Raw genomic sequence first — 17,980 nt, 5'->3', positions numbered from 1 at the left:
GCGGTTCCGGTAATGACGTTCTCGCTCAGTGATGCTGAGCATATGCTTAGCATCACCCCCAGAGGCGGTCAAGGGCCCCCGGCGCCGCCTGCGCGGGCTCCCGTAGGCGTTCCGCGAACGCGGTCAGCCGGGACGGCCGCCGGCGGCCGCGTCCGGCGGGCGGCGCTCGAAGCGGCGCCGGAGGTCTGCATCGATGGACGCGGGGTCGCGGTGCTCGGTCTCCGGGACGCAGCGGACGACGAACAGCAGCCCGAGCAGCGAGACCGCCGCGAAGATCCAGAAGGTCCCGCCCTGGCCGATCGCGCCGGCGATGGGCAGGAACGCCAGGCTCACCGCGACGTTGGACGCCCGGTTGACGGCCGCCGAGGCGTCCGAGCCCGCCGCGCGCGCCCGCGCCGGGAAGATCTCGCCGATCAGCGTCCAGAACACCGGCCCCAGCCCGGCCGCGTAACCGGCGATGTAGACGACCATGAACGCCAGCGCGACCTCCGACGGCCAGTCCGCCGCGAACGACAGGCCGAGCAGGACCATGGCCACCGTCATCACGGCCAGCGACCCCAGCATGAGCGGGCGCCGCCCGGCGCGCTCGACGGCGCGGACCGCCACGAGCGTCATCAGCAGGTTGACGACCCCGATGGCGATCGCGTAGGAGATCGCGTGCGACGCCGTCAGCCCGGTCCGCTCGATGATCGTCGGCGCGTAGTAGAAGACCGTGTTGATCCCCGCGAACTGCTGCAGGGCCGCGAGCGCGAGCCCGACCGCCAGCGCCGGGCGGAGGCGCGCCTCCCGCAGCGCCCGCGCCCCGGTCTCCCCCGGCCCGCGCCGCGCCGCCTCCTCGCCCGTCCGCCGCTCGTACCGCTCGATCAGGCGGTCGGCGGACGCCGGGCCGGTGACCGAGGCGATCACCTCCCGGGCCCGGTCGCGGCGCCCGTGCTCGAGCAGCCACACGCCCGACTCCGGCAGGACGAGCACCGCCGCGGCCACCATCGCGAACCCCGGGATCGCGCCGACCGCGATCATCGCGCGCCAGTCCCCGGAGCCGGAGAACGCCAGGGCGACCAGGTACGCGACCAGGACGCCGAGCGCGATCATCAGCTGGTTGAGGGTCAGCAGGCGGCCCCGGAGGTCCTTCGGGGCGATCTCCGACAGGTAGACGGGGACGGTCGCGGACGCGGCCCCGACCGCGAGCCCGAGGACGAGCCGTCCCGCCAGCAGCGTCCCGTAGCCGGGGGCGAAGACGGCGATCACCGTCCCGGCCAGGAACACCAGGCCCTCCGCCTCGAGCGCCCGCCTGCGGCCGAAGCGGTCGGCGAGGCGGCCGGACGCCGGGGCGCCCGCCAGCGCGCCCAGCACCAGCACGCCGACGACGCCGCCCTGCTGGACGGGGCTCAGGCCGAACTCGGGCCGGATGAACAGCAGCGCCCCGGAGATCACCCCGGTGTCGAACCCGAGCAGGAAGCCGCCGAGGGCGATGAGGGCCCCCCACGTCCAGATCTTGCGGAGCCCCGCGGGCGGGACGTCGGCCGGCGGCCCCTCGCGCCCCGGAGCGCCGGAGAACCCCTGCATGCTCGTCCCCTCCCGGCCGGGCCCGCCGATCGGCGCCGATGCCGATCACCGGACGTCCTCCCCCGGCCTTCCCGGCGCCGCCGGACGGGATCTCGAGCTTTCGCAAAATGATCGTGCGGCGCCGCCGCGGTCCATGACATTTCGCACTGTCACCGGGACCGCGCGGGCGGGACGCTGGTGCCATGACGGACCTCGCGATCCGCCTGGCGGGCGTACGCAAGACGTACGGCCCGGTCACGGCGCTCAACGGAATAGACCTGGAGATCGAGCGCGGCCGGGTCGTCGCGATCCTCGGTCCCAACGGAGCGGGCAAGTCGACGACGCTGAACACCGTCCTCGGCCTGACCCGGCCGGACGCCGGCACCCTCGAGGTGCTGGGCGGCCCGCCGCGGGCCGCGCTGGCGGCCGGGCGCGTCGGCGCGATGCTCCAGGACAACGGACTGGTGGACGAGGCGACGATCGCCGACCTGCTGCGCGCCTTCGCCTCCTGGTACCCCTCCCCGCGCCCCGTGGAGGAGGTGCTGGAGCGCGCCGGGCTCACCGCGGAGCGGGACCGGCGGGTGCTCAAGCTGTCCGGCGGCCAGAAGCAGCGCGTCCGCTTCGCGCTCACCCTCATCGGCGACCCCGAACTGCTGATCTTCGACGAGCCCACCGTCGGCATGGACGTCGCGTCCCGCCAGGCGTTCTGGGACGAGCTGCGCCGCCTCGCCGAGGACGGCCGCACCATCGTGTTCGCCACCCACTACCTCGCCGAGGCCGACGCCTACGCCGACCGGATCGCGCTGATCACCGAGGGCCGGGTCGTCGCCGAGGGCAGCGGCACCGAGATCAAGAACCGGGTCCCCGGCCGCGCCGTCCACGTGACCCTCGACGCCCCCGACGCGGCCGCGGTGGCCGCGCTGCCGGGCGTCACCGACCTGGACGTCGAGGGCACCCGGGTGCACATCACCTCGACCGACGCCGACGCGACGCTGCGCGCGCTGCTGGCGAAGCACGACGACGCCCGCGACATCGAGGTCGGCGGCGTCGACCTGGAGGCGGCGTTCGTCGCCCTGACCCGTGGGGAGAAGGTGTCGTGAGCGCCCTGCTGCGTTTGGAAGTGATCCGGCTGCTGCGCAGCCCGCAGTTCCTGATGTACCTGGCCGCGTTCCCGGTCGGGATGTACCTGATGCTGGTGAAGGTCCTCGACATCGGCGCCGACGACCCGAACGCCGACCCGGCGGCGGTCATGGTGTCGATGGCGACCTACGGGTCGCTCGGCATGGCGCTGCTCGCCGCGGGCAGCATCGCGACCGAGCGGCACAGCGGCTGGACGCGGCAGCTCGCGATCACGCCGCTGACCACCCGCGCCTACGTCATCGCCAAGACGCTGTCCGGGCTGTTCGTGGTGCCGCTGGCGCTCGGCCTGGTGCTGCTGGCGGGCGCGTTCGTCGGCGAGGTCCGGCTGGACGCCCTGCAGTGGCTCGAGATCATCGTGCTGGTGTGGCTGGCCGCGACGCCGTTCGCGGTGCTCGGCGTCACGATCGGCTACCTCGCCGCCGGGCAGGCCGCGCAGGGCCTCACCGTCGGCCTCTACTTCGCGCTCGCGATCCTCGGCGGCCTGTGGTGGCCCACCTCGCTGTTCCCCGAGGGGCTGCGGCCGTTCGCCGAGGCGTCCCCGGCGTACTTCGCGGGGTCGCTCGGGTGGGACGTCGTGGACGGCGAGCCGGTCAACCTGACCGCGATCGGCGGGCTCGCGGCATGGACGGTCGTTTTCGCCGCGATCGCGGCATGGCGGTACAAGCGGGTCGCCGCCGCGGGATGACACCATGACGACCGTGGACCGACAGACACTGGACGGCGCGTGGTGGCGGACCGGTGCGGCCAAGCGGATCTGGTTCGCCCTGTTCCTCGTCTACCTGGTGTTCCCCACGATCGTCTTCCTCGAGGGCGCCCACTCCCCCGCCGACGTCGCGATCACGCTGGCCGGCATCGCGGCGTTCGCCCTGCTCTACCTGCGGGTGATGTGGGCGTCCGTCGACCGCTTCGGGCAGAACCGGGCGCCGGTGGCGCTGGCCTGCCTGGTCGTCGTCTCGATCGGCCTGGTGTTCGAGCTCCCGCAGGACTGGCTGATCGCCCACCCCTACTACCTGTTCGCGGCGTTCGCCGTCAGCCTCCGGGCGCGCGGGTACATGCTCGGCTGCGCCCTCGTCCTCGGCTCGCAGCCGCTGCTGGCCTGGGCGGTGGGGTTCTCGCTCGCGGAGCTGGTCGCGATCCTCGGCCAGGCGACGATCATCGCGGTCGCGGTGCGAATCTTCGTGCAGCTCGCGGAGACCGTCGCCGAGCTGCAGGCGGCCCGGGCCGAGATCGCGCGGCTCGCGGTGGAGAGCGAGCGGCTGCGGTTCGCCCGCGACCTGCACGACACCCTCGGGCACACGCTGTCGGCCATCACCGTCAAGAGCGAGCTGGCCCGCAGGCTCGTCGAGCGCGACACCGAGCGGGGCGCCGAGCGCGCCGCCGCCGAGATGACCGCCATCGAGCAGGTCGCGCGGCGCGCGCTCGACGACGTCCGGGCGACCGTCGCCGGGTACCGGGCCCGGTCGCTGCACCAGGAACTGGAGGGCGTGCGCGAGGTCCTCACCGCCGGAGGCATCGCCTGCACCGTCGAACGGCCCGGCGAGGAGCTGCCGCCCGCGGCCGCGTCCCTGCTGGCCTGGGTGCTGCGGGAGGCCGCGACGAACGTCGTCCGGCACAGCGGCGGCGCGCACTGCGCCGTCCGGCTGCGCCGCGTCGGGGGCTGCGCCGAGCTGGAGGTCGCCGACGACGGCATCGGGACGCGCGACGGCGCCGCGGTGCCCGGGAACGGGCTCGCGGGGCTCACCGAACGCGTCACCGGGGCCGGCGGGACCCTCGCCGCCGGACCCCGCGAGGAGGGAGGATTCCGGGTGGTGGCCCGCGTACCGCTGGACGTGCCGGCATGATCCGCGTCCTGCTCGCCGACGACCAGCATCTGTTCCGGGGCGCGCTGGCGGCGCTGCTGACGCTGGAGGACGACCTGGAGGTCGTCGCCGAGGCCGGGACGGGCGACGCGGTGCTGCCCGCGGTCCGCGACCACCGGCCGGACGTGGCGCTGCTCGACATCGAGATGCCCGGGCGGGACGGCCTGGCCCTCGCCGCCGACATCGCCCGCGCGTACCCCGGGTGCCGCGTCGTGATCGTCACGACGTTCGGACGTCCCGGCTACCTGCAGCGCGCGCTGGACGGCGGCGCGACCGGCTTCGTCGTGAAGGACACCCCCGCGGACCGGCTCGCCGAGGTGATCCGCCGGGTGCACGCCGGCGACCGCGTGGTCGATCCGAAGCTGGCGTCCGCGAGCGTCAGCCTGGGCCGCTCCCCCCTCACCGACCGCGAGCGCGACGTCCTGCGCGCCGCCGCCGACGGCTCCCGGGTCGCCGACGTCGCCGCGCGGCTGCACCTGGCGAAGGGCACCGTCCGCAACCACCTGTCGTCGGCGATCCTCAAGACGGGCGCGAAGACCCGCAGCGAGGCGGTCCGGATCGCCGAGGACAACGGCTGGCTCTAACGCTCCTCGACCGCCCCGTGAGGGCCGCGCGCGACGCTGCGGGCATGTTCCAACAGAATCTCGCCGAGGTGTACGACCTCATCTACCGGGGCCGGGGCAAGAACTACGAGAACGAGGCCGCGACGGTCTCCGAGCGGATGCGCCGGCGGTGCCCGGACGCGCGGTCGCTGCTCGACGTGGCGTGCGGCACCGGGGAGCACCTGGTGCACCTCCGCAAGGAGTTCGCCGAGGTCGAGGGCCTGGAGTACACGGGGCAGATGCTCGGGGTGGCGCGCCGCAAGCTGGGCGACGGCCTGCCGCTGCACTCGGGCAACATGTGCGACTTCGACCTCGGCCGCCGGTTCGACGCGGCGATCTCGATGTTCGCGTCCATCGCCTACCTGCGGACGGTCGAGCAGCTCGGCCAGGCGCTCGACTGCATCGCGCGGCACGTCGAGCACGGCGGCGTCGTCGCGGTGGAGCCCTGGTACTTCCCGGAGGACTTCCTGGAGGGGTACGTGTCCACCAGCGTCGTCCGGGACGGCGACCTCACGATCTCCCGGGTGTCGCGCACCACCCGGGACGAGCGCACCGACTGCAACGTCAACATGGAGATCCACGTGGTGCTCGCCGGGCCGGACGGCATGCGCCACTTCACCGAGACGCAGGTGCTCTCGCTGTTCACCCGCGACCAGTACCTGGACGCGTTCACGGCGGCGGGCTGCGAGGCCGAGTTCCAGGAGCCGGACGAGACGTTCGGGTGCGGCCTGTTCGTGGGGGTGCGCAAGTAGCACCGCGGCAGCGAACGAGGACGGCCCCGCCGGGAGCTCCCGGCGGGGCCGTCCTCGTTCGCGCGGCGCTCCCGTCCCCGGGAGGCGGCGGAGACCGCGGGTCAGGCGGGCTGGCGGGCGCGGACGCGCGCGCCGACGAACTCGTGCACGGACTCCACCATGTAGTCGGTCATCTCGGGCGTGATGCCCGGGTAGACGCCGATCCAGAACGTCCGGTCGGTGATGACGTCGCTGTTGGCGAGGTCGCCGGCGACCCGGTACTCGACCTCCTGGTAGGCGGGGTGCCGGGTGAGGTTGCCGCCGAACAGCAGCCGCGTCTGGATCTGCCGCTCCTCCAGGAACGCGACGAACTCGCGGCGGGTGAACGGCGCGTCCTCGCGGATCGTGATGAGGAACCCGAACCAGGACGGGTCGCTGTCCGGCGTCGCGGACGGCAGCAGCAGCACGTCCTCGAGGTCGGCGAGGCCCTCGCGCAGCGCCGCCCAGTTGCGGCGGCGCGCCGCGCCGAACGCGGGGAGCTTCTCCAGCTGGCTCAGCCCGAGCGCGGCCTGCAGGTCGGTGCTCTTCAGGTTGTAGCCGACGTGGGAGAACGTGTACTTGTGGTCGTACCCGTACGACAGTGAGCCGAGCTGGTAGTCGAACCGCTTCAGGCAGCGGTTGCTCTCACCGGGCTCGCACCAGCAGTCGCGGCCCCAGTCGCGGAACGACTCGACGATCCGCGCGAGCTTGGGGTTGCCGACGACGACGCAGCCGCCCTCCCCCATCGTGATGTGGTGCGCCGGGTAGAAGCTGGCCGTCGACATGTGCCCGAACGAGCCGGCGGGCTGCCCCCGGTAGGTGGAGCCGACCGCGTCGCAGTTGTCCTCGATCAGCCAGAGGTCGTGGTCGGCGGCGATCTGGGCGATCTCGTCGGCGGCCCAGGGGTTGCCGAGGGTGTGCGCGAGGATGATCGCCTTCGTGCGCGGCCCGATCGCCGCCGCGACCGCCTCCGGCGTGGCGTTGTAGGTGCCGAGCTCGACGTCCACGAACACCGGGGTGAGCCGGTTGTGCACGATCGGGTTGACGGTCGTCGGGAACCCGGCGGCCGCGGTGATCACCTCGTCGCCGGGGCGCAGCCGGTTCTCCACCTGCGGCGACGTCAGCGCCGCCAGCGCCAGCAGGTTCGCCGACGATCCCGAGTTGGTGAGGTGGGCGCGGCTGCCGCCGACGACCCGGGCGAACCGGCTCTCGAACCGGCGCGAGTGCCGCCCCGCGGCGATCCGCAGGTCGAGGGCGGCGGCCACGAGCGCGGCCCGGTCCTCCTCGTCCAGGACCGCCCCGGAGGGCAGGATCGGCGTCACTCCCGGCTCGAACCGCGGCTCGGGCCGCGACCGGTGGTAGTCGCGGACGCTTTCCAACAGTGCTGCGGCGTCGCTCGTCATCGTGTGGTGCCTCCAGCTTCGGCCATGCCACCGATCGTCGCGGCGCGTCCTCGAAGGCGGCTAGGGCGGCGCTGGAAGGACCCGCGCCGGGCGGCGCGACCAGTCGCCTTCGAGCGCGGCTCTAGCGCCGCCGGGTGCCCTGGGGACGGAGCCCGCCGATGGAGCCCGCCGATGGAGCCCGCCGACACGAGGGAGCGCGCATGCACCGGACACTGATCGTCGCCCGGATGGAACCGGACCGGGCCGACGACGTCGCGAAGATCTTCGCCGACTCCGACGCCACGGACCTGCCGCACATGATCGGTGTGTCCGCGCGGAGCCTGTTCCGGTTCCACGACCTGTACTTCCACCTCGTGGAGGCGGACGAGGACATCGCCCCGTCGCTGTACAAGGCGCGGAGCCACCCGCTGTACGGCGACATCAACACGCGGCTGGCCGAGCACATCCGCCCCTACGACCCGAACTGGAAAGAGCCGAAGGACGCCATGGCGGAGCCGTTCTACCGCTGGACGGCGCGCTGACCGGCCTCCCGGCCGGGGCACCCGGCCGGCCACTGCGAGGGAGATCGAGAAGGACGATGAGCGAGATCACGCTTGATGACCTGCGGCGGCTCATGCGGGCCAGCGCGGGCGACGACGAGAACGTCGACCTGGACGGCGACATCCTGGACCGGTCGTTCGGCGAGCTGAGCTACGACTCGCTGGCCGTGCTGGAGCTGTCGGTGCAGCTCTTCCAGGAGTACGGCATCGAGGTGGACGACGACGTGCTGACGGGGCTCGAGACGCCCCGCGCCTTCCTGGACCACGTGAACTCGCTGAAGTCGGCGGCCGCGTGATGGCCGGGCACACCGAGAACTCGGTCGTCATCGACGCCCCGATGGACCTGGTCTGGGACATGACCAACGACGTGGCGTCGTGGCCGTCGCTGTTCAGCGAGTACGCCGCGGCGGAGATCCTGTCCGAGGAGGACGGGGCGATCCGCTTCCGGCTGACGATGCACCCGGACGAGAACGGCAAGCAGTGGAGCTGGGTGTCCGAGCGGCGCCCGGACCCGGCGACCCGGACCGTGCGGGCGCGCCGCGTCGAGCCCGGCAACTTCGAGTTCATGAGCATCTTCTGGGAGTACCGCGAGGTCGACGGCGGCGTGGAGATGCACTGGGTGCAGGACTTCCACATGCGCCCGGAGGCGCCGGTCGACGACGCGTGGATGACCGACAACATCAACCGCAACACCCGCGTCCAGATGGAGCGGATCAAGAAGCTGGTCGAGCAGGCCGCCGCGGAACGGAGCATGCGATGACGACCGTGATCCCGGGCGGCGCCCGGCTGGTGACCGGCGGCGCCCACCTGGTGACCGGCGGCACGAAGGGCATCGGACGCGCCATCGTGCTGGGGCTGGCGGAGTCGGGCGCCGACGTCGTCGCCTGCTACTCCTCCGACGAGGACGCGGCCGAGCGGCTCCGCAAGGAGCTCGCCGAGACCGGCGGGAACCACGCGGTGGTGAAGGCCGACGTGGGCCGCGCCGCGGACGTCGAGGCGCTGCTGGAGGAGGCGAGGACCCGGTTCGGGCGGCTCGACTCGCTGATCCACAACGCCGGGATCATCAGCCACGTCCCGTTCGACAAGCTGCCGGACGACGAGTGGGGCCGGGTGATCGACACGAACCTGACCTCGGCGTTCCTGCTGGCGCAGCGGGCGCTGCCGCTGCTGGGCGAGGGGTCGTCGCTGGTGTTCGTCGGGTCGAAGGCCGCGCTGGTGGGCATCCCGCTCCGGGCGCACTACACGGCGTCCAAGTCGGCGCTGCTCGGGCTCGCCCGGTCCCTGTCGAAGGAGCTGGGGCCGCGCGGGATCCGGGTGAACGTGGTCGCGCCCGGCATCGTCGACACGACCGAGCCCGACGCGGAGGACGCCGCCGACCCGGGGATGGCGGCGCGGCTGGAGGAGTACCGCAAGCGCAGCCCGCTCGGCCGGCTGGCGTCCCCGGCCGAGGTCGCGGCGGTGGCGATGTTCCTCGCGGGGCCGCTGTCGTCGTTCGTCACCGGCGAGACCGTCAACGTGGACGGCGGCCTGTGACCGCGACCGGGCGCGTCCGGGTGCTGGTCTGGCACCGGCCCGGCGAGCGGGCGGACGAGCTGGCGGCGCAGTACCACCGCATCAGCCGCGCGATGGCGGGCACGCCCGGCCTGCTCGGCAACGAGCTGTGGGAGTGCGGCGACCAGCGGGTCGTGATGAGCGAGTGGGCCGACGCGGACGCGTTCGACCGGTGGGCCCGCGACGCCGCTCAGCACCGGGTCACCGCGTCGCTGCGGGAGTACCGGGCGCCGGACGACCCGCCGGCGCTGCTGTGCCGGGTCGTCGACCGGGAGGGCGCCGGAAGAAACGACCGGGAGGGCGCCGGGGAAAGCGACCGGGAGGGCGCGCGGGAAGGCGCGCCGGAGAGCGGAAGGGAGGCCGCCGATGCCGTACGCGGCGATCACGTATGACGTCAAGCCGGGCCACGAGGCGGAGATCCGGGACGTGTTCAGCCGGTTCCGCCGCCCGGAGTCGCCCGTCCTGCACGACGCGGACGGCGCCCCGGTCGGGATGCTGCTGGGCACGGGGCTGTTCATCCAGGGCGGCCTGATGATCCGCGTCATCCACTACGAGGGCGGCACGGTCGAGGACGTCGCCCGGCACATGTCCGTCCAGGAGGGCGTCCACCTCATCGAGACGGAGCTGGCGCCGTACCTGGCGACGCCGCGGGCGACCGACACCACGACGCCCGAGGGGTTCGTCGCGCACTTCGAGACGGCGCTGATGGCGGAGGTCCAGCAGTTCCAGCTGCCCGGCGAGATCGCCGAGCGGATCCGCGAGAAGGCGTTCGCGGGGGACGGCTGACGGACCGGCGGACGAACGGGGCGAGGGGCCCGGCGAATGTCGCCGGGCCCCTCCCTTTCGTCCGCGCGCTCTCGTCCGCTCGCTCCCGCCCGCGGCCGGCGTCAGGCCGGGACGGGCTCCTCCATGCGGCGGGCGACGTCGGCGCCGTTGCGGGCGACGAAGTCCAGCAGCCCGCACAGCGCGCCGATCTCGGGCGCGCCGACCGCGTTGCCGGTCGGCAGGGTGATGACCCGGGCCGCGAGCGCCTCGGTGTGCGGGAAGCCGGCCGGGTCCGCGGTCGCGTTGTAGGGCGCCATCCGGTGGCAGCCCGGGGAGAAGTGCGCCCGGGTGACGACGTTCTCCGCCTCGAGGACCCGCATCAGGGCGTCCCGGCCGACGCAGGCCCGCTCGTCCACCTCCGCGACGACGAACTGGTGGTTGGCCCGGACGTCGGCGGGGTACTCGTGCAGGGTCATCCCGGGCACGTCCCGCAGCCCCTCCCGGTACGCCGCGTGGTTGGCCCTGTTGGTGCGCAGCAGCCCGTCGAGCGAGTCCAGCGAGGTGAGGCCCATCGCGGCGCACAGCTCGTTCATCTTGGCGTTGGTGCCGACCGCCGCGACGTCCTCGCCCGCGAACCCGAAGTTGCGCAGCGACCGGGCCCGGTCGGCCAGGTCGGCGTCGTTCGTCACGAGCGCGCCGCCTTCGACGCTGTTGACGAACTTGGTGGCGTGGAAGCTGAACACCTCCGCGGCTCCGAAGCCGCCCACCGGGACGCCGTCCGCGGTGACGCCGAACGCGTGCGCGGCGTCGAACAGCAGCGCCAGCCCGTGCCGGGCCGCGACCTCCTCCAGCTCGCGCGGGAAGCACGGCCGCCCCCACACGTGGACGGCCAGGATGCCGGTCGTCCGCGGCGTGACGGCGCGCTCCACGGCGGCCGGGTCCAGGTTCCCGGTGACCGGGTCGACGTCGCACAGCACCGGCGTCGCGCCCGTCCAGCCGAGGACGTGCGGCGTCGCCGGGTAGGTGAACGACGGCACGATGACCTCGCCCGTCAGTCCCAGCGCCCGGACGGCGACCTGGAGGCCGATCGTCGCGTTGCACATCGCGACGCAGTGCTCGACCCCGGCCAGCGCCGCCACCCGGCGCTCGAACTCCAGCACCAGCGGGCCGTTGTTGGTGAGCCACCGGCGGTCCAGGACGCCGCGGACCCGGTCCAGGAACGCCGCGGTGTCGCCGAGGTTCGGCCGCCCCGTGTGCAGGGTCTCGCCGAACAGGGGGTCCCCGCCGAAGACCGCGAGGTCCGAGAGGGTGCGCTTCACGTCGTCTCTCCTTCGCCGTGCGCGAGCCGTTCCAGCGTCCGGACGGCGGCGGCCGGGGACGGCCGGCCCCGCATCTCGGCGGCCAGCCCCCGCGCCGCGGCGGCCGCCGACGGATCGGTGCGCAGCCGGGCGGCGCCGTCGCGCAGCGCGTCCGGGGTCGTCTCGTCCGGGACCAGGAACGCGCCCGCCCCGGACTTCTCCAGCGGGATCGCGTTGACCACCTGGTCGGGGGTCTGCACGACCGCGAGCTGCGGGACGCCGTGCAGCGCCGCCGTCAGCGTCGTCCCGGCGCCGCCCTGGTGGACGACGGCGGAGCAGCCCGGCAGCAGCGCGTCCAGCGGCGCCGACTCCACGAGCCGGACCCCGTCCGGGACGTCCGGGACGAGGGCCCGCTGGTCGGGGGTGACCGCGAACACCACCTCGGCGTCCGGCCCGGCGAGCGCGGCGACCACCTCGGGCAGCCGGGCCGCGTGCTCCGCGCTGAACTTGGCGGTGGTGGTGCCCCAGCTCACCAGGACGCGGGGGCGGTCCGGCGGGTCGAGCGCCCAGCCCGGCATGTTCGGCTGCCCGCTGTACGGGACGTACCGGACGTGCAGGCGGCGCAGCGGCGCGGGGAACTGCAGCGCGCCCGGCACCGGGTCGACGGTGAGGTCGCCGAGCGGGTCGATGCGGTCCACGCCGAACCGGTCGGCGAGCGGCTGCGCCGCGGCGGACTCGAGGTCGGCGATGTCCACGTTGAAGTCCGGCCCGAACAGCGACCGGACGGCGGGCACGCCGACGAGCCCGGCGACCAGCGGGCCCGCGTAGGTGAGCGGGTCGTGCACCACGAGGTGCGGGCGCCACCGGCGCGCCACGTCCAGCAGGTCGTCGGCCATCAGGTCGGCGATCTCGGCGAACTTCGCGAACCCCTGCTGGACGCGGGTGCGCTTCGCCGCGTTCCAGGCCGCCGGCGGCTCGGCGTCGCGGGTGACCCGCAGCCCGGCGTGCTCGGTGCGGTGGTAGCCGACGATGTCGAGGTCGGACCCCACCGCCACGGCCGGGTGCCCGGACCGGGCGATCGTCCCGGCGAGCGCGGGCTGGCTCGCGACCAGCACCTCGTGCCCGGCGGCGCGGAACGCCCACGCCAGCGGCACCATCGGGAAGTAGTGCGACGGCCACGCCCAGGTGGTGAACAGGACCCGCAGCGGCCCGCCCGGGTTCACGCGGCCCTCCCGGCCTCGTCCGCTTCGGCGGCGATCGCGAACAGCGGCTGGTCGTACTCGACCGGGGCCCCGTCCTCGACCAGCACCTCCAGGATGCGTCCGGGCCGGTCGGCGTTGACCGGGCTGAGCAGCTTCATCGCCTCGATGATCGCGATCTGGCTGCCCGCCGCGACCACGTCGCCCTCGGCGACGAAGCTGTCGGCGCCCGGCGCGGGCGCCCGGTAAAAGGTGCCGACCATCGGGGCGCGCAGGTAGTCCCGGTCGTCCTCGGGTTCGGCGGCGGGCCCGGCGGCGGGGACGGCCGCGGGGCCGCCCGTCCCCGCCGCCGGGGCGGCCGCGGCGGCCGGTGCGGCCGCCGGCTCGGGCCACTCGAGCTCCAGCCGGGCCTCCCCGCTCTGGAGGCTGAGCCGCCGGACCGGGCCGGGCAGGCTCGCCAGCAGCTCCGCCGAGCGGCGGCACAACGTTTCGACGACGTCCTGAGGTTCTTCGCCATCCATGGATCCCGAGCATGCCGGACCCGGTTCGCGGGCCGCTCGAAGGAGGCTGGACGCCGGCGCGGACCCAGCGAAGCTCCAGCCGGGCTCGAACCGCGCCGGTGAGACTGCCGCCGCGCGCGTCCGCCCGCGGCGCGGCACGGGAGGGAGCGAATGGAACGGACTTCGGTTCTCATCGCGGGAGGCGGCCTGACCGGCCTGTCGGCCGCCGCCTTCCTGGCCTGGCACGGCGTGCCGGTGACGCTGCTGGAACGCCGGACGGACGCGCTCGCGCACCCCCGGGCGCGGGCGGTGAACCCGCGCACCGTCGAACTGTACCGGCGGCTCGGGATCGAGCCGGCGATCCGCGCCGCCTGCACCTACGAGCTGGGCGGCGACTCGCTGCTGGTCCGCGCGGAGACCCTCGCCGGACCGGAGCTGCGGCGGGTGCCGCTGGAACCCGAGACCGCGGACGAGCGGATCGGGCCGTGCGCGTGGGCGACCATCTCGCAGGACCGGCTCGAGGCGATCGTCGCGGCCCGCGCGGCGGACCTGGGCGCGGTGCTCCGGTTCGGGCACGAGCTGACCGGTTTCACCGACACCGGCGACGGCGTCGTCGCGACCGTCCGGACCGGCGACGGCGGCGGGTACCGCGTCGCCGCCGACCGGCTCGTCGGCGCGGACGGGCACCGCAGCCCGGTCCGCGCCGCGCTCGGCGTCGGGGCGGACGGCCCCGGGGCGCTCGGCCACACCGCGACGTTCGTGTTCCGCGCCGACCTGGAGCCCGTCCTGCGGGGCCGGCGGATCGACATCGCGAACCTGGACCGCCCCGCCCCCGGCACCGTCCTGCTGCGGCACGACGCGGCGGACGGCTGGGTGCTCAGCATCCCGTTCCGGCCCGAGCGCGGCGAGTCCCTCGCCGACTTCGACGAGGCCCGGTGCGTCGCGGCGGTCCGGGCGATGGCGGGGCTCCCGGACGCGGCCGTCGCGCTCGTCCCGCAGCTCCCGGACGGCACGACGGTGCTCGGCTACGAGATCGCGGCGCGGGTCGCCGACCGGTTCCGGGCCGGCCGGGTGCTGCTGGCCGGCGACGCCGCGCACGTCATGCCGCCGAGCGGCGCCCTCGGCGCCAGCACCGGCGTGCAGGACGCGCACAACCTCGCGTGGCGGCTCGCCGCGGCCGCCGGCGCACCGGCGCGCGAGGCGGACGCCCTGCTGGACGGGTACGACGCCGAGCGGCGGCCCGTCGCGTGGCTGACGCTCGCGCAGGCCCTGCACCAGCTGCACGTCCGGACCGGGCGGGACGTGCCGGGCCGCCCGGAGAGCACCGCCTCCTACGAGGCGGTGGTCTTCGGCTACCGGTACGGGACGGGCGGCGGCCCGGCGGCCGTCGAGCCCGCGGAGCTGTCCGGCGAGCCGGGCACCCGCGCGCCGCACGTCCCGCTGGAGCTGGCGGGCCGCCCGGTGTCCAGCCTCGACCTGTACGGGCCGGAGCACACGCTGGTCACCGGCCCGGAGGGCGCGCACTGGGCGAAGGGCGCCGGGCCGGACGTCCGGACGTTCGTCCTGGGCGTGGACGTGGAGGACCCGGGCGGGACGTTCCCGGCCCGGCACGGGCTGCCCCCGGACGGCGCGGTGCTGGTGCGCCCGGACGGGTTCGTGGCCTGGCGGTCGACCGACGGCGGGGCCCTGCCCGCCGTCCCGGTGGAGGGGTGAGGAAGCGATGCGGGTGCTGATGACGACGTGGGCGACCGCGTCGCACTACCTGCCGATGGTCCCGCTCGGCTGGGCGCTGCGCGCCGCCGGGCACGAGGTCCGGGTGGCGTGCCAGCCGTCCTTCGCGGAGTACGTCGCGGGCACCGGGCTGCATCCGGTGGTGATCGGCGAGGACGTCGACGCGGGCGTGTTCTGGCGCGGCGCGTCGGTCGACGACGCCCCGGCGGCGCGGTCGGCCCGCGCGGTGACGATGTTCGCGACGGTCGGCGAGCGGCTGGCCGACGGCGTCACCCGGTTCGCACAGGACTGGCGCTGCGACGCGGTGGTGTACGAACCGCGCGCGTACGCCGGGCTCATCGCGGCGGCGCGGCTCGGCGTCCCGGCCGTCCGCCACCTGTACGGGGTGGACTACACGTACGCGCGGCACCCCGACGAGCGGGAGCTGCTCGACCCGGTGTGGGCGCGGCTGGGCCTCACCGACGTGCGCCCGCACGGCGACCTCACCGTCGACCCGTGCCCGCCGACCCTGCAGATACCGGGCGCCGGGAACGCGCACGCCGTCCGGCACGTCCCGTACAACGGCCCGGAGACGGTCCCCGGGTGGCTCGCGGAGCCGCCGGCGCGGCGCCGGGTGTGCGTCACGTGGGGGACGACCTTCGCGAAGACGGCCGGCCACCTCGACCCGCTGCGGGCCGTCCTCGCGGGCGTCGCGGACCTGGACGCGGAGGTCGTGCTGGCGATCGCGAAGGGGCAGCGGGAGCTGGTGGAGCCGGTCCCGGACGGCGTGCGGGTCGTGGAGTCCATGCCGCTGAGCCTGCTGCTGCCGGGCTGCTCGCTGGTGGTGCACCAGGGCGGGCCGGGGACGGCGCTGGCGGCGGTCGCGGCGGGCGTCCCGCAGGTGACGATCCCGTCGATCGGGGACCAGCCGCTCAACACCGAGCGGCTCGAGGCGGCGGGCGCCGCGCGCGGCGTCGCGTTCGCGGAGCTGTCGCCCGCCGTGGTCCGGGCCGCCGCGGCGGCGGTGCTGGACGGCCCCGGGTACGCGGCGGCCGCGGAGGCGCTGCGGGCGGAGAACGCGGCGCAGCCCGCCCCGGCGACGGCGGTGGACCGCCTCCTCGCCCTGGTCTGACGGCGCGGGAACGGCGGAAGCGGCCGGCGGGAGGTCCCGCCGGCCGCTTCGGCGTCTCGCCGGGCGCCGGTCAGCGCAGGTCGATCACGCTCGTCATGCCGGTCGCGGCGGCGTCCAGGAGGGTGTCGGAGTCGCGCAGCCAGGAGAACAGCCCGTAGGTGTCCGCGGGCATCTCGTACCCCATGATGATCTGCTTGTCCGGGGACAGCGCGAGCATCCCGCCGATGGAGTCGCCGAACGGGCGCGGCGGCAGCGGGCGGCCGTCCAGCTGGGCGTCGAAGTACGCGCGGACGTCGCGGTGCGTCGCGCCGTCCCGCAGGTCCATGAACACGGTCTCCTGCGGCTGCCGGGTGTGGTTGATCACCCACACCCGGCCCCGCGCGGGCAGCCGGCGCGGGGCGATCATGACGTCGCGGCCGCCCATTTCGGTCATGTAGACGAGGCCGTCGACCCGCGGCAGCCGGGCCGGCCGGTACTCGTCGGTGATGTCGAGCCAGCCGAAGACCGACGGCTCCTGCGCCCGCACGGCGGCCTTCGCGGCCGGCAGGGCGTCCGGGGCGGGCGCCGCGACCCGCGCGGAGACGCCGCCGTCCGCGGCGGCCGGTTCGGGGGCGGCGCCCTGGGGGCCGGGGATGGCCAGCGAGCCGAAGTAGTACGTTCCAGGAGTCAGCGTCTGGGTCAGCTCCAGCGGCTTGCCGGGGTACACCTTCGCGCCGCCCGACCACTCGACGTAGCGGTAGAGGTTCTTCATCGCGGCGCGCGCCACCTCGGGGTCGTCGGAGCCGCGCTCCGCGTTCCAGGTGACGAACTGGTCGATCGTCGCGCCGTCCAGCAGCTTGTAGACGTTCCACCAGTAGCCGTGGGCGCCCTCGGCGGTCACCCGGAAGGTGACCGGGCCGCCGGGCCGCGGGTTCGGGCCGGGCACGACGAAGCCGTCCGGCGTCACGTGCACGTTGAGGACGGGCGCCGGGCCGAGGCGGGACGGTTTGGCGGGCGCCGCCTGCGCGGGCGCCGCCGCTCCGACCGCCGCGACCGCGAGCAGCACGGCCAGTGCCGCCGCCCGCGCCGTGGTCAACCAGGTCCGGGTCATGGGATGGGGATCTCCTTGTCTTCGGGCAGCGCGGCGGGGTACTCCGCCGCCAGGACGAACAGGTGGTGGTGGCCGCCGGGGCGGTCGCGGTCCTGGAACGGGCGCAGCGGCGACGGGTGCCCCGCCGCGCGGTGCCGCTCCTCCCAGGCCCGGTAGTGCTCGGCGCTCGTCCAGTCCATGAGCAGGACGCGCGCCGCGGGGTCCCCCGGGACGTCCAGCAGCTCGGTGCCCAGCAGCCCGGGGACGCCCGCGAGGCCGCGGACGGCGGACCGGTAGGCGGTCTCGACCGCGTCCGGGCGGCCGTCGGGGACCCGGTGGTGGACCAGCACCCGCGCCCGGCTCACAGCAGCACCCCGACGAGCGCCGTGTTCACCGCGAGGCCGAGGACCGCCAGGACCGTGCGGACGAGGTTCCAGTTCCGCCAGCGGACGCGGGGTTCCATGCTGTCGAAGTCGTCCGGCAGCGCGGCCGGGTCCAGGCCCGCCACCCACCGGTTGATCGGCACGTTCTTGGTCACCGACACGACCACCACGGAGGCGTACAGGAGCACGGCCGCCCCGGCCATGGCGCGGGTCGCGCCGCCGTCCCCGACCGCCGCCAGCAGCGCGTCGCAGACCAGCGCCGCCAGCAGGCAGATCGGCATGAACGGGTCGAACCGCGTGACGAGGAACTTGTGGACCGGCAGGTAGCTGTCGGCGGGCAGCGCGAGCAGCATCGGCGCCCCGCCGAGCGCGGACAGCACCAGCGCTCCCGCGGCGAGGCCGCCGGCGAGCAGCGCCACCGGCAGCAGAATCTCGACCATCGTCACCGTCCCGTGCGGAAAGGGCGCCCGGCCTTCTGCGGGCGGCACCGCGGATCAGCGTTCCGCGCACCGCTC

21 protein-coding genes are annotated in these 17,980 nt (G+C 74.8%); 13 read left to right on the top strand and 8 right to left on the bottom strand.

Going from position 1 to position 17,980, the window contains the following annotated elements; genetic code table 11:
• Positions 1-123: 123 nt before the first annotated feature.
• Complete coding sequence (locus tag H505_RS0108080) at positions 124-1,566, bottom strand: sugar porter family MFS transporter (protein ID WP_026401582.1); 1,443 nt, start codon at positions 1,564-1,566, stop codon at positions 124-126.
• 182 nt (positions 1,567-1,748) lie between these two features.
• Here H505_RS0108080 and H505_RS0108075 point away from each other — a divergent pair, with 182 nt between their 5' ends.
• The 5 genes from H505_RS0108075 to H505_RS0108055 are packed head-to-tail and all read left to right on the top strand — an operon-like array spanning position 1,749 to position 5,898.
• A complete protein-coding gene (locus tag H505_RS0108075; RefSeq protein ID WP_026401581.1) occupies positions 1,749-2,645 on the top strand; it encodes an ABC transporter ATP-binding protein in 897 nt (298 codons plus the stop codon).
• Positions 2,642-3,370 (top strand): ABC transporter permease, encoded by a 729-nt coding sequence (locus H505_RS0108070; protein ID WP_084549974.1) that lies wholly within the window; start codon positions 2,642-2,644, stop codon positions 3,368-3,370. The genes H505_RS0108075 and H505_RS0108070 overlap by 4 nt, the downstream gene beginning before the upstream one ends.
• A 13-nt stretch (positions 3,371-3,383) precedes the next feature.
• Positions 3,384-4,526 carry a sensor histidine kinase gene (locus H505_RS40500; protein WP_158642274.1) on the top strand — a complete coding sequence of 381 codons (1,143 nt, stop codon included), beginning with the start codon at positions 3,384-3,386 and terminating at the stop codon, positions 4,524-4,526.
• Positions 4,523-5,128: a response regulator transcription factor gene (locus tag H505_RS0108060; protein ID WP_026401579.1), complete on the top strand. Its 606-nt coding sequence runs from the start codon at positions 4,523-4,525 to the stop codon at positions 5,126-5,128. The genes H505_RS40500 and H505_RS0108060 overlap by 4 nt, the downstream gene beginning before the upstream one ends.
• 44 nt (positions 5,129-5,172) lie before the next feature.
• Entirely contained in the window at positions 5,173-5,898 is a 726-nt protein-coding gene (locus H505_RS0108055) for a class I SAM-dependent methyltransferase (protein ID WP_026401578.1), read from the top strand.
• Positions 5,899-5,999: 101 nt separating this feature from the next.
• Here H505_RS0108055 and rfbH read toward each other — a convergent pair whose 3' ends face one another.
• Positions 6,000-7,319, bottom strand: coding sequence for a lipopolysaccharide biosynthesis protein RfbH (gene rfbH / locus H505_RS0108050; RefSeq protein ID WP_026401577.1), 1,320 nt, complete (start codon positions 7,317-7,319; stop codon positions 6,000-6,002).
• 200 nt (positions 7,320-7,519) lie between these two features.
• Between rfbH and H505_RS0108045 the strand changes: the two genes are divergently transcribed.
• Genes H505_RS0108045 through H505_RS40490 form a run of 6 tightly spaced genes read left to right on the top strand, consistent with a single transcriptional unit; the run spans position 7,520 to position 10,195 of the window.
• A complete protein-coding gene (locus tag H505_RS0108045; RefSeq protein ID WP_026401576.1) occupies positions 7,520-7,840 on the top strand; it encodes a TcmI family type II polyketide cyclase in 321 nt (106 codons plus the stop codon).
• A 56-nt stretch (positions 7,841-7,896) separates the two neighbouring features.
• Positions 7,897-8,154, top strand: a complete 258-nt coding sequence (locus H505_RS0108040) for a phosphopantetheine-binding protein (RefSeq protein ID WP_026401575.1) — start codon at positions 7,897-7,899, stop codon at positions 8,152-8,154.
• The gene (locus H505_RS0108035; RefSeq protein ID WP_026401574.1) at positions 8,154-8,618 is read left to right on the top strand and encodes an SRPBCC family protein; all 465 of its coding nucleotides are present in this window, start codon (positions 8,154-8,156) and stop codon (positions 8,616-8,618) included. Before H505_RS0108040 ends, H505_RS0108035 begins: the two co-directional genes overlap by 1 nt.
• A complete protein-coding gene (locus tag H505_RS0108030) occupies positions 8,615-9,391 on the top strand; it encodes an SDR family NAD(P)-dependent oxidoreductase (protein ID WP_051300414.1) in 777 nt (258 codons plus the stop codon). Before H505_RS0108035 ends, H505_RS0108030 begins: the two co-directional genes overlap by 4 nt.
• Positions 9,388-9,801 (top strand): antibiotic biosynthesis monooxygenase family protein, encoded by a 414-nt coding sequence (locus H505_RS50525; protein WP_051300413.1) that lies wholly within the window; start codon positions 9,388-9,390, stop codon positions 9,799-9,801. The genes H505_RS0108030 and H505_RS50525 overlap by 4 nt, the downstream gene beginning before the upstream one ends.
• Positions 9,776-10,195: a SchA/CurD-like domain-containing protein gene (locus H505_RS40490; protein ID WP_051300412.1), complete on the top strand. Its 420-nt coding sequence runs from the start codon at positions 9,776-9,778 to the stop codon at positions 10,193-10,195. The genes H505_RS50525 and H505_RS40490 overlap by 26 nt, the downstream gene beginning before the upstream one ends.
• Before the next feature lie 101 nt (positions 10,196-10,296).
• Here the strand turns inward: H505_RS40490 and H505_RS0108015 are convergent, their stop codons facing one another.
• The 3 genes from H505_RS0108015 to accB are packed head-to-tail and all read right to left on the bottom strand — an operon-like array spanning position 10,297 to position 13,192.
• The gene (locus H505_RS0108015) at positions 10,297-11,493 is read right to left on the bottom strand and encodes a DegT/DnrJ/EryC1/StrS family aminotransferase (protein WP_026401572.1); all 1,197 of its coding nucleotides are present in this window, start codon (positions 11,491-11,493) and stop codon (positions 10,297-10,299) included.
• Positions 11,490-12,695 carry a nucleotide disphospho-sugar-binding domain-containing protein gene (locus H505_RS0108010; protein WP_051300411.1) on the bottom strand — a complete coding sequence of 402 codons (1,206 nt, stop codon included), beginning with the start codon at positions 12,693-12,695 and terminating at the stop codon, positions 11,490-11,492. The genes H505_RS0108015 and H505_RS0108010 overlap by 4 nt, the downstream gene beginning before the upstream one ends.
• Complete coding sequence (gene accB, locus H505_RS40485) at positions 12,692-13,192, bottom strand: acetyl-CoA carboxylase biotin carboxyl carrier protein (RefSeq protein ID WP_051300410.1); 501 nt, start codon at positions 13,190-13,192, stop codon at positions 12,692-12,694. Before accB ends, H505_RS0108010 begins: the two co-directional genes overlap by 4 nt.
• Before the next feature lie 150 nt (positions 13,193-13,342).
• Between accB and H505_RS0108000 the strand changes: the two genes are divergently transcribed.
• Entirely contained in the window at positions 13,343-14,884 is a 1,542-nt protein-coding gene (locus tag H505_RS0108000; RefSeq protein ID WP_026401570.1) for an FAD-dependent monooxygenase, read from the top strand.
• Between the two features lie 7 nt (positions 14,885-14,891).
• On the top strand, positions 14,892-16,013 hold the full coding sequence (locus H505_RS0107995) for a nucleotide disphospho-sugar-binding domain-containing protein (protein ID WP_026401569.1): 1,122 nt from the start codon (positions 14,892-14,894) through the stop codon (positions 16,011-16,013).
• Positions 16,014-16,083: 70 nt separating this feature from the next.
• Here the strand turns inward: H505_RS0107995 and H505_RS0107990 are convergent, their stop codons facing one another.
• Genes H505_RS0107990 through H505_RS0107980 form a run of 3 tightly spaced genes read right to left on the bottom strand, consistent with a single transcriptional unit; the run spans position 16,084 to position 17,905 of the window.
• Positions 16,084-17,103: a hypothetical protein gene (locus tag H505_RS0107990; RefSeq protein ID WP_026401568.1), complete on the bottom strand. Its 1,020-nt coding sequence runs from the start codon at positions 17,101-17,103 to the stop codon at positions 16,084-16,086.
• Complete coding sequence (locus H505_RS40480; protein WP_064743532.1) at positions 17,100-17,447, bottom strand: antibiotic biosynthesis monooxygenase family protein; 348 nt, start codon at positions 17,445-17,447, stop codon at positions 17,100-17,102. Before H505_RS40480 ends, H505_RS0107990 begins: the two co-directional genes overlap by 4 nt.
• Positions 17,444-17,905: an anthrone oxygenase family protein gene (locus H505_RS0107980; RefSeq protein WP_026401567.1), complete on the bottom strand. Its 462-nt coding sequence runs from the start codon at positions 17,903-17,905 to the stop codon at positions 17,444-17,446. Before H505_RS0107980 ends, H505_RS40480 begins: the two co-directional genes overlap by 4 nt.
• Positions 17,906-17,980 lie beyond the last annotated feature (75 nt).

The organism is Actinomadura rifamycini DSM 43936, from assembly GCF_000425065.1.
In the GTDB taxonomy this organism is placed as follows: Bacteria; Actinomycetota; Actinomycetes; order Streptosporangiales; family Streptosporangiaceae; genus Spirillospora; species Spirillospora rifamycini.
This window is presented reverse-complemented; position numbering and strand designations above follow the sequence as displayed.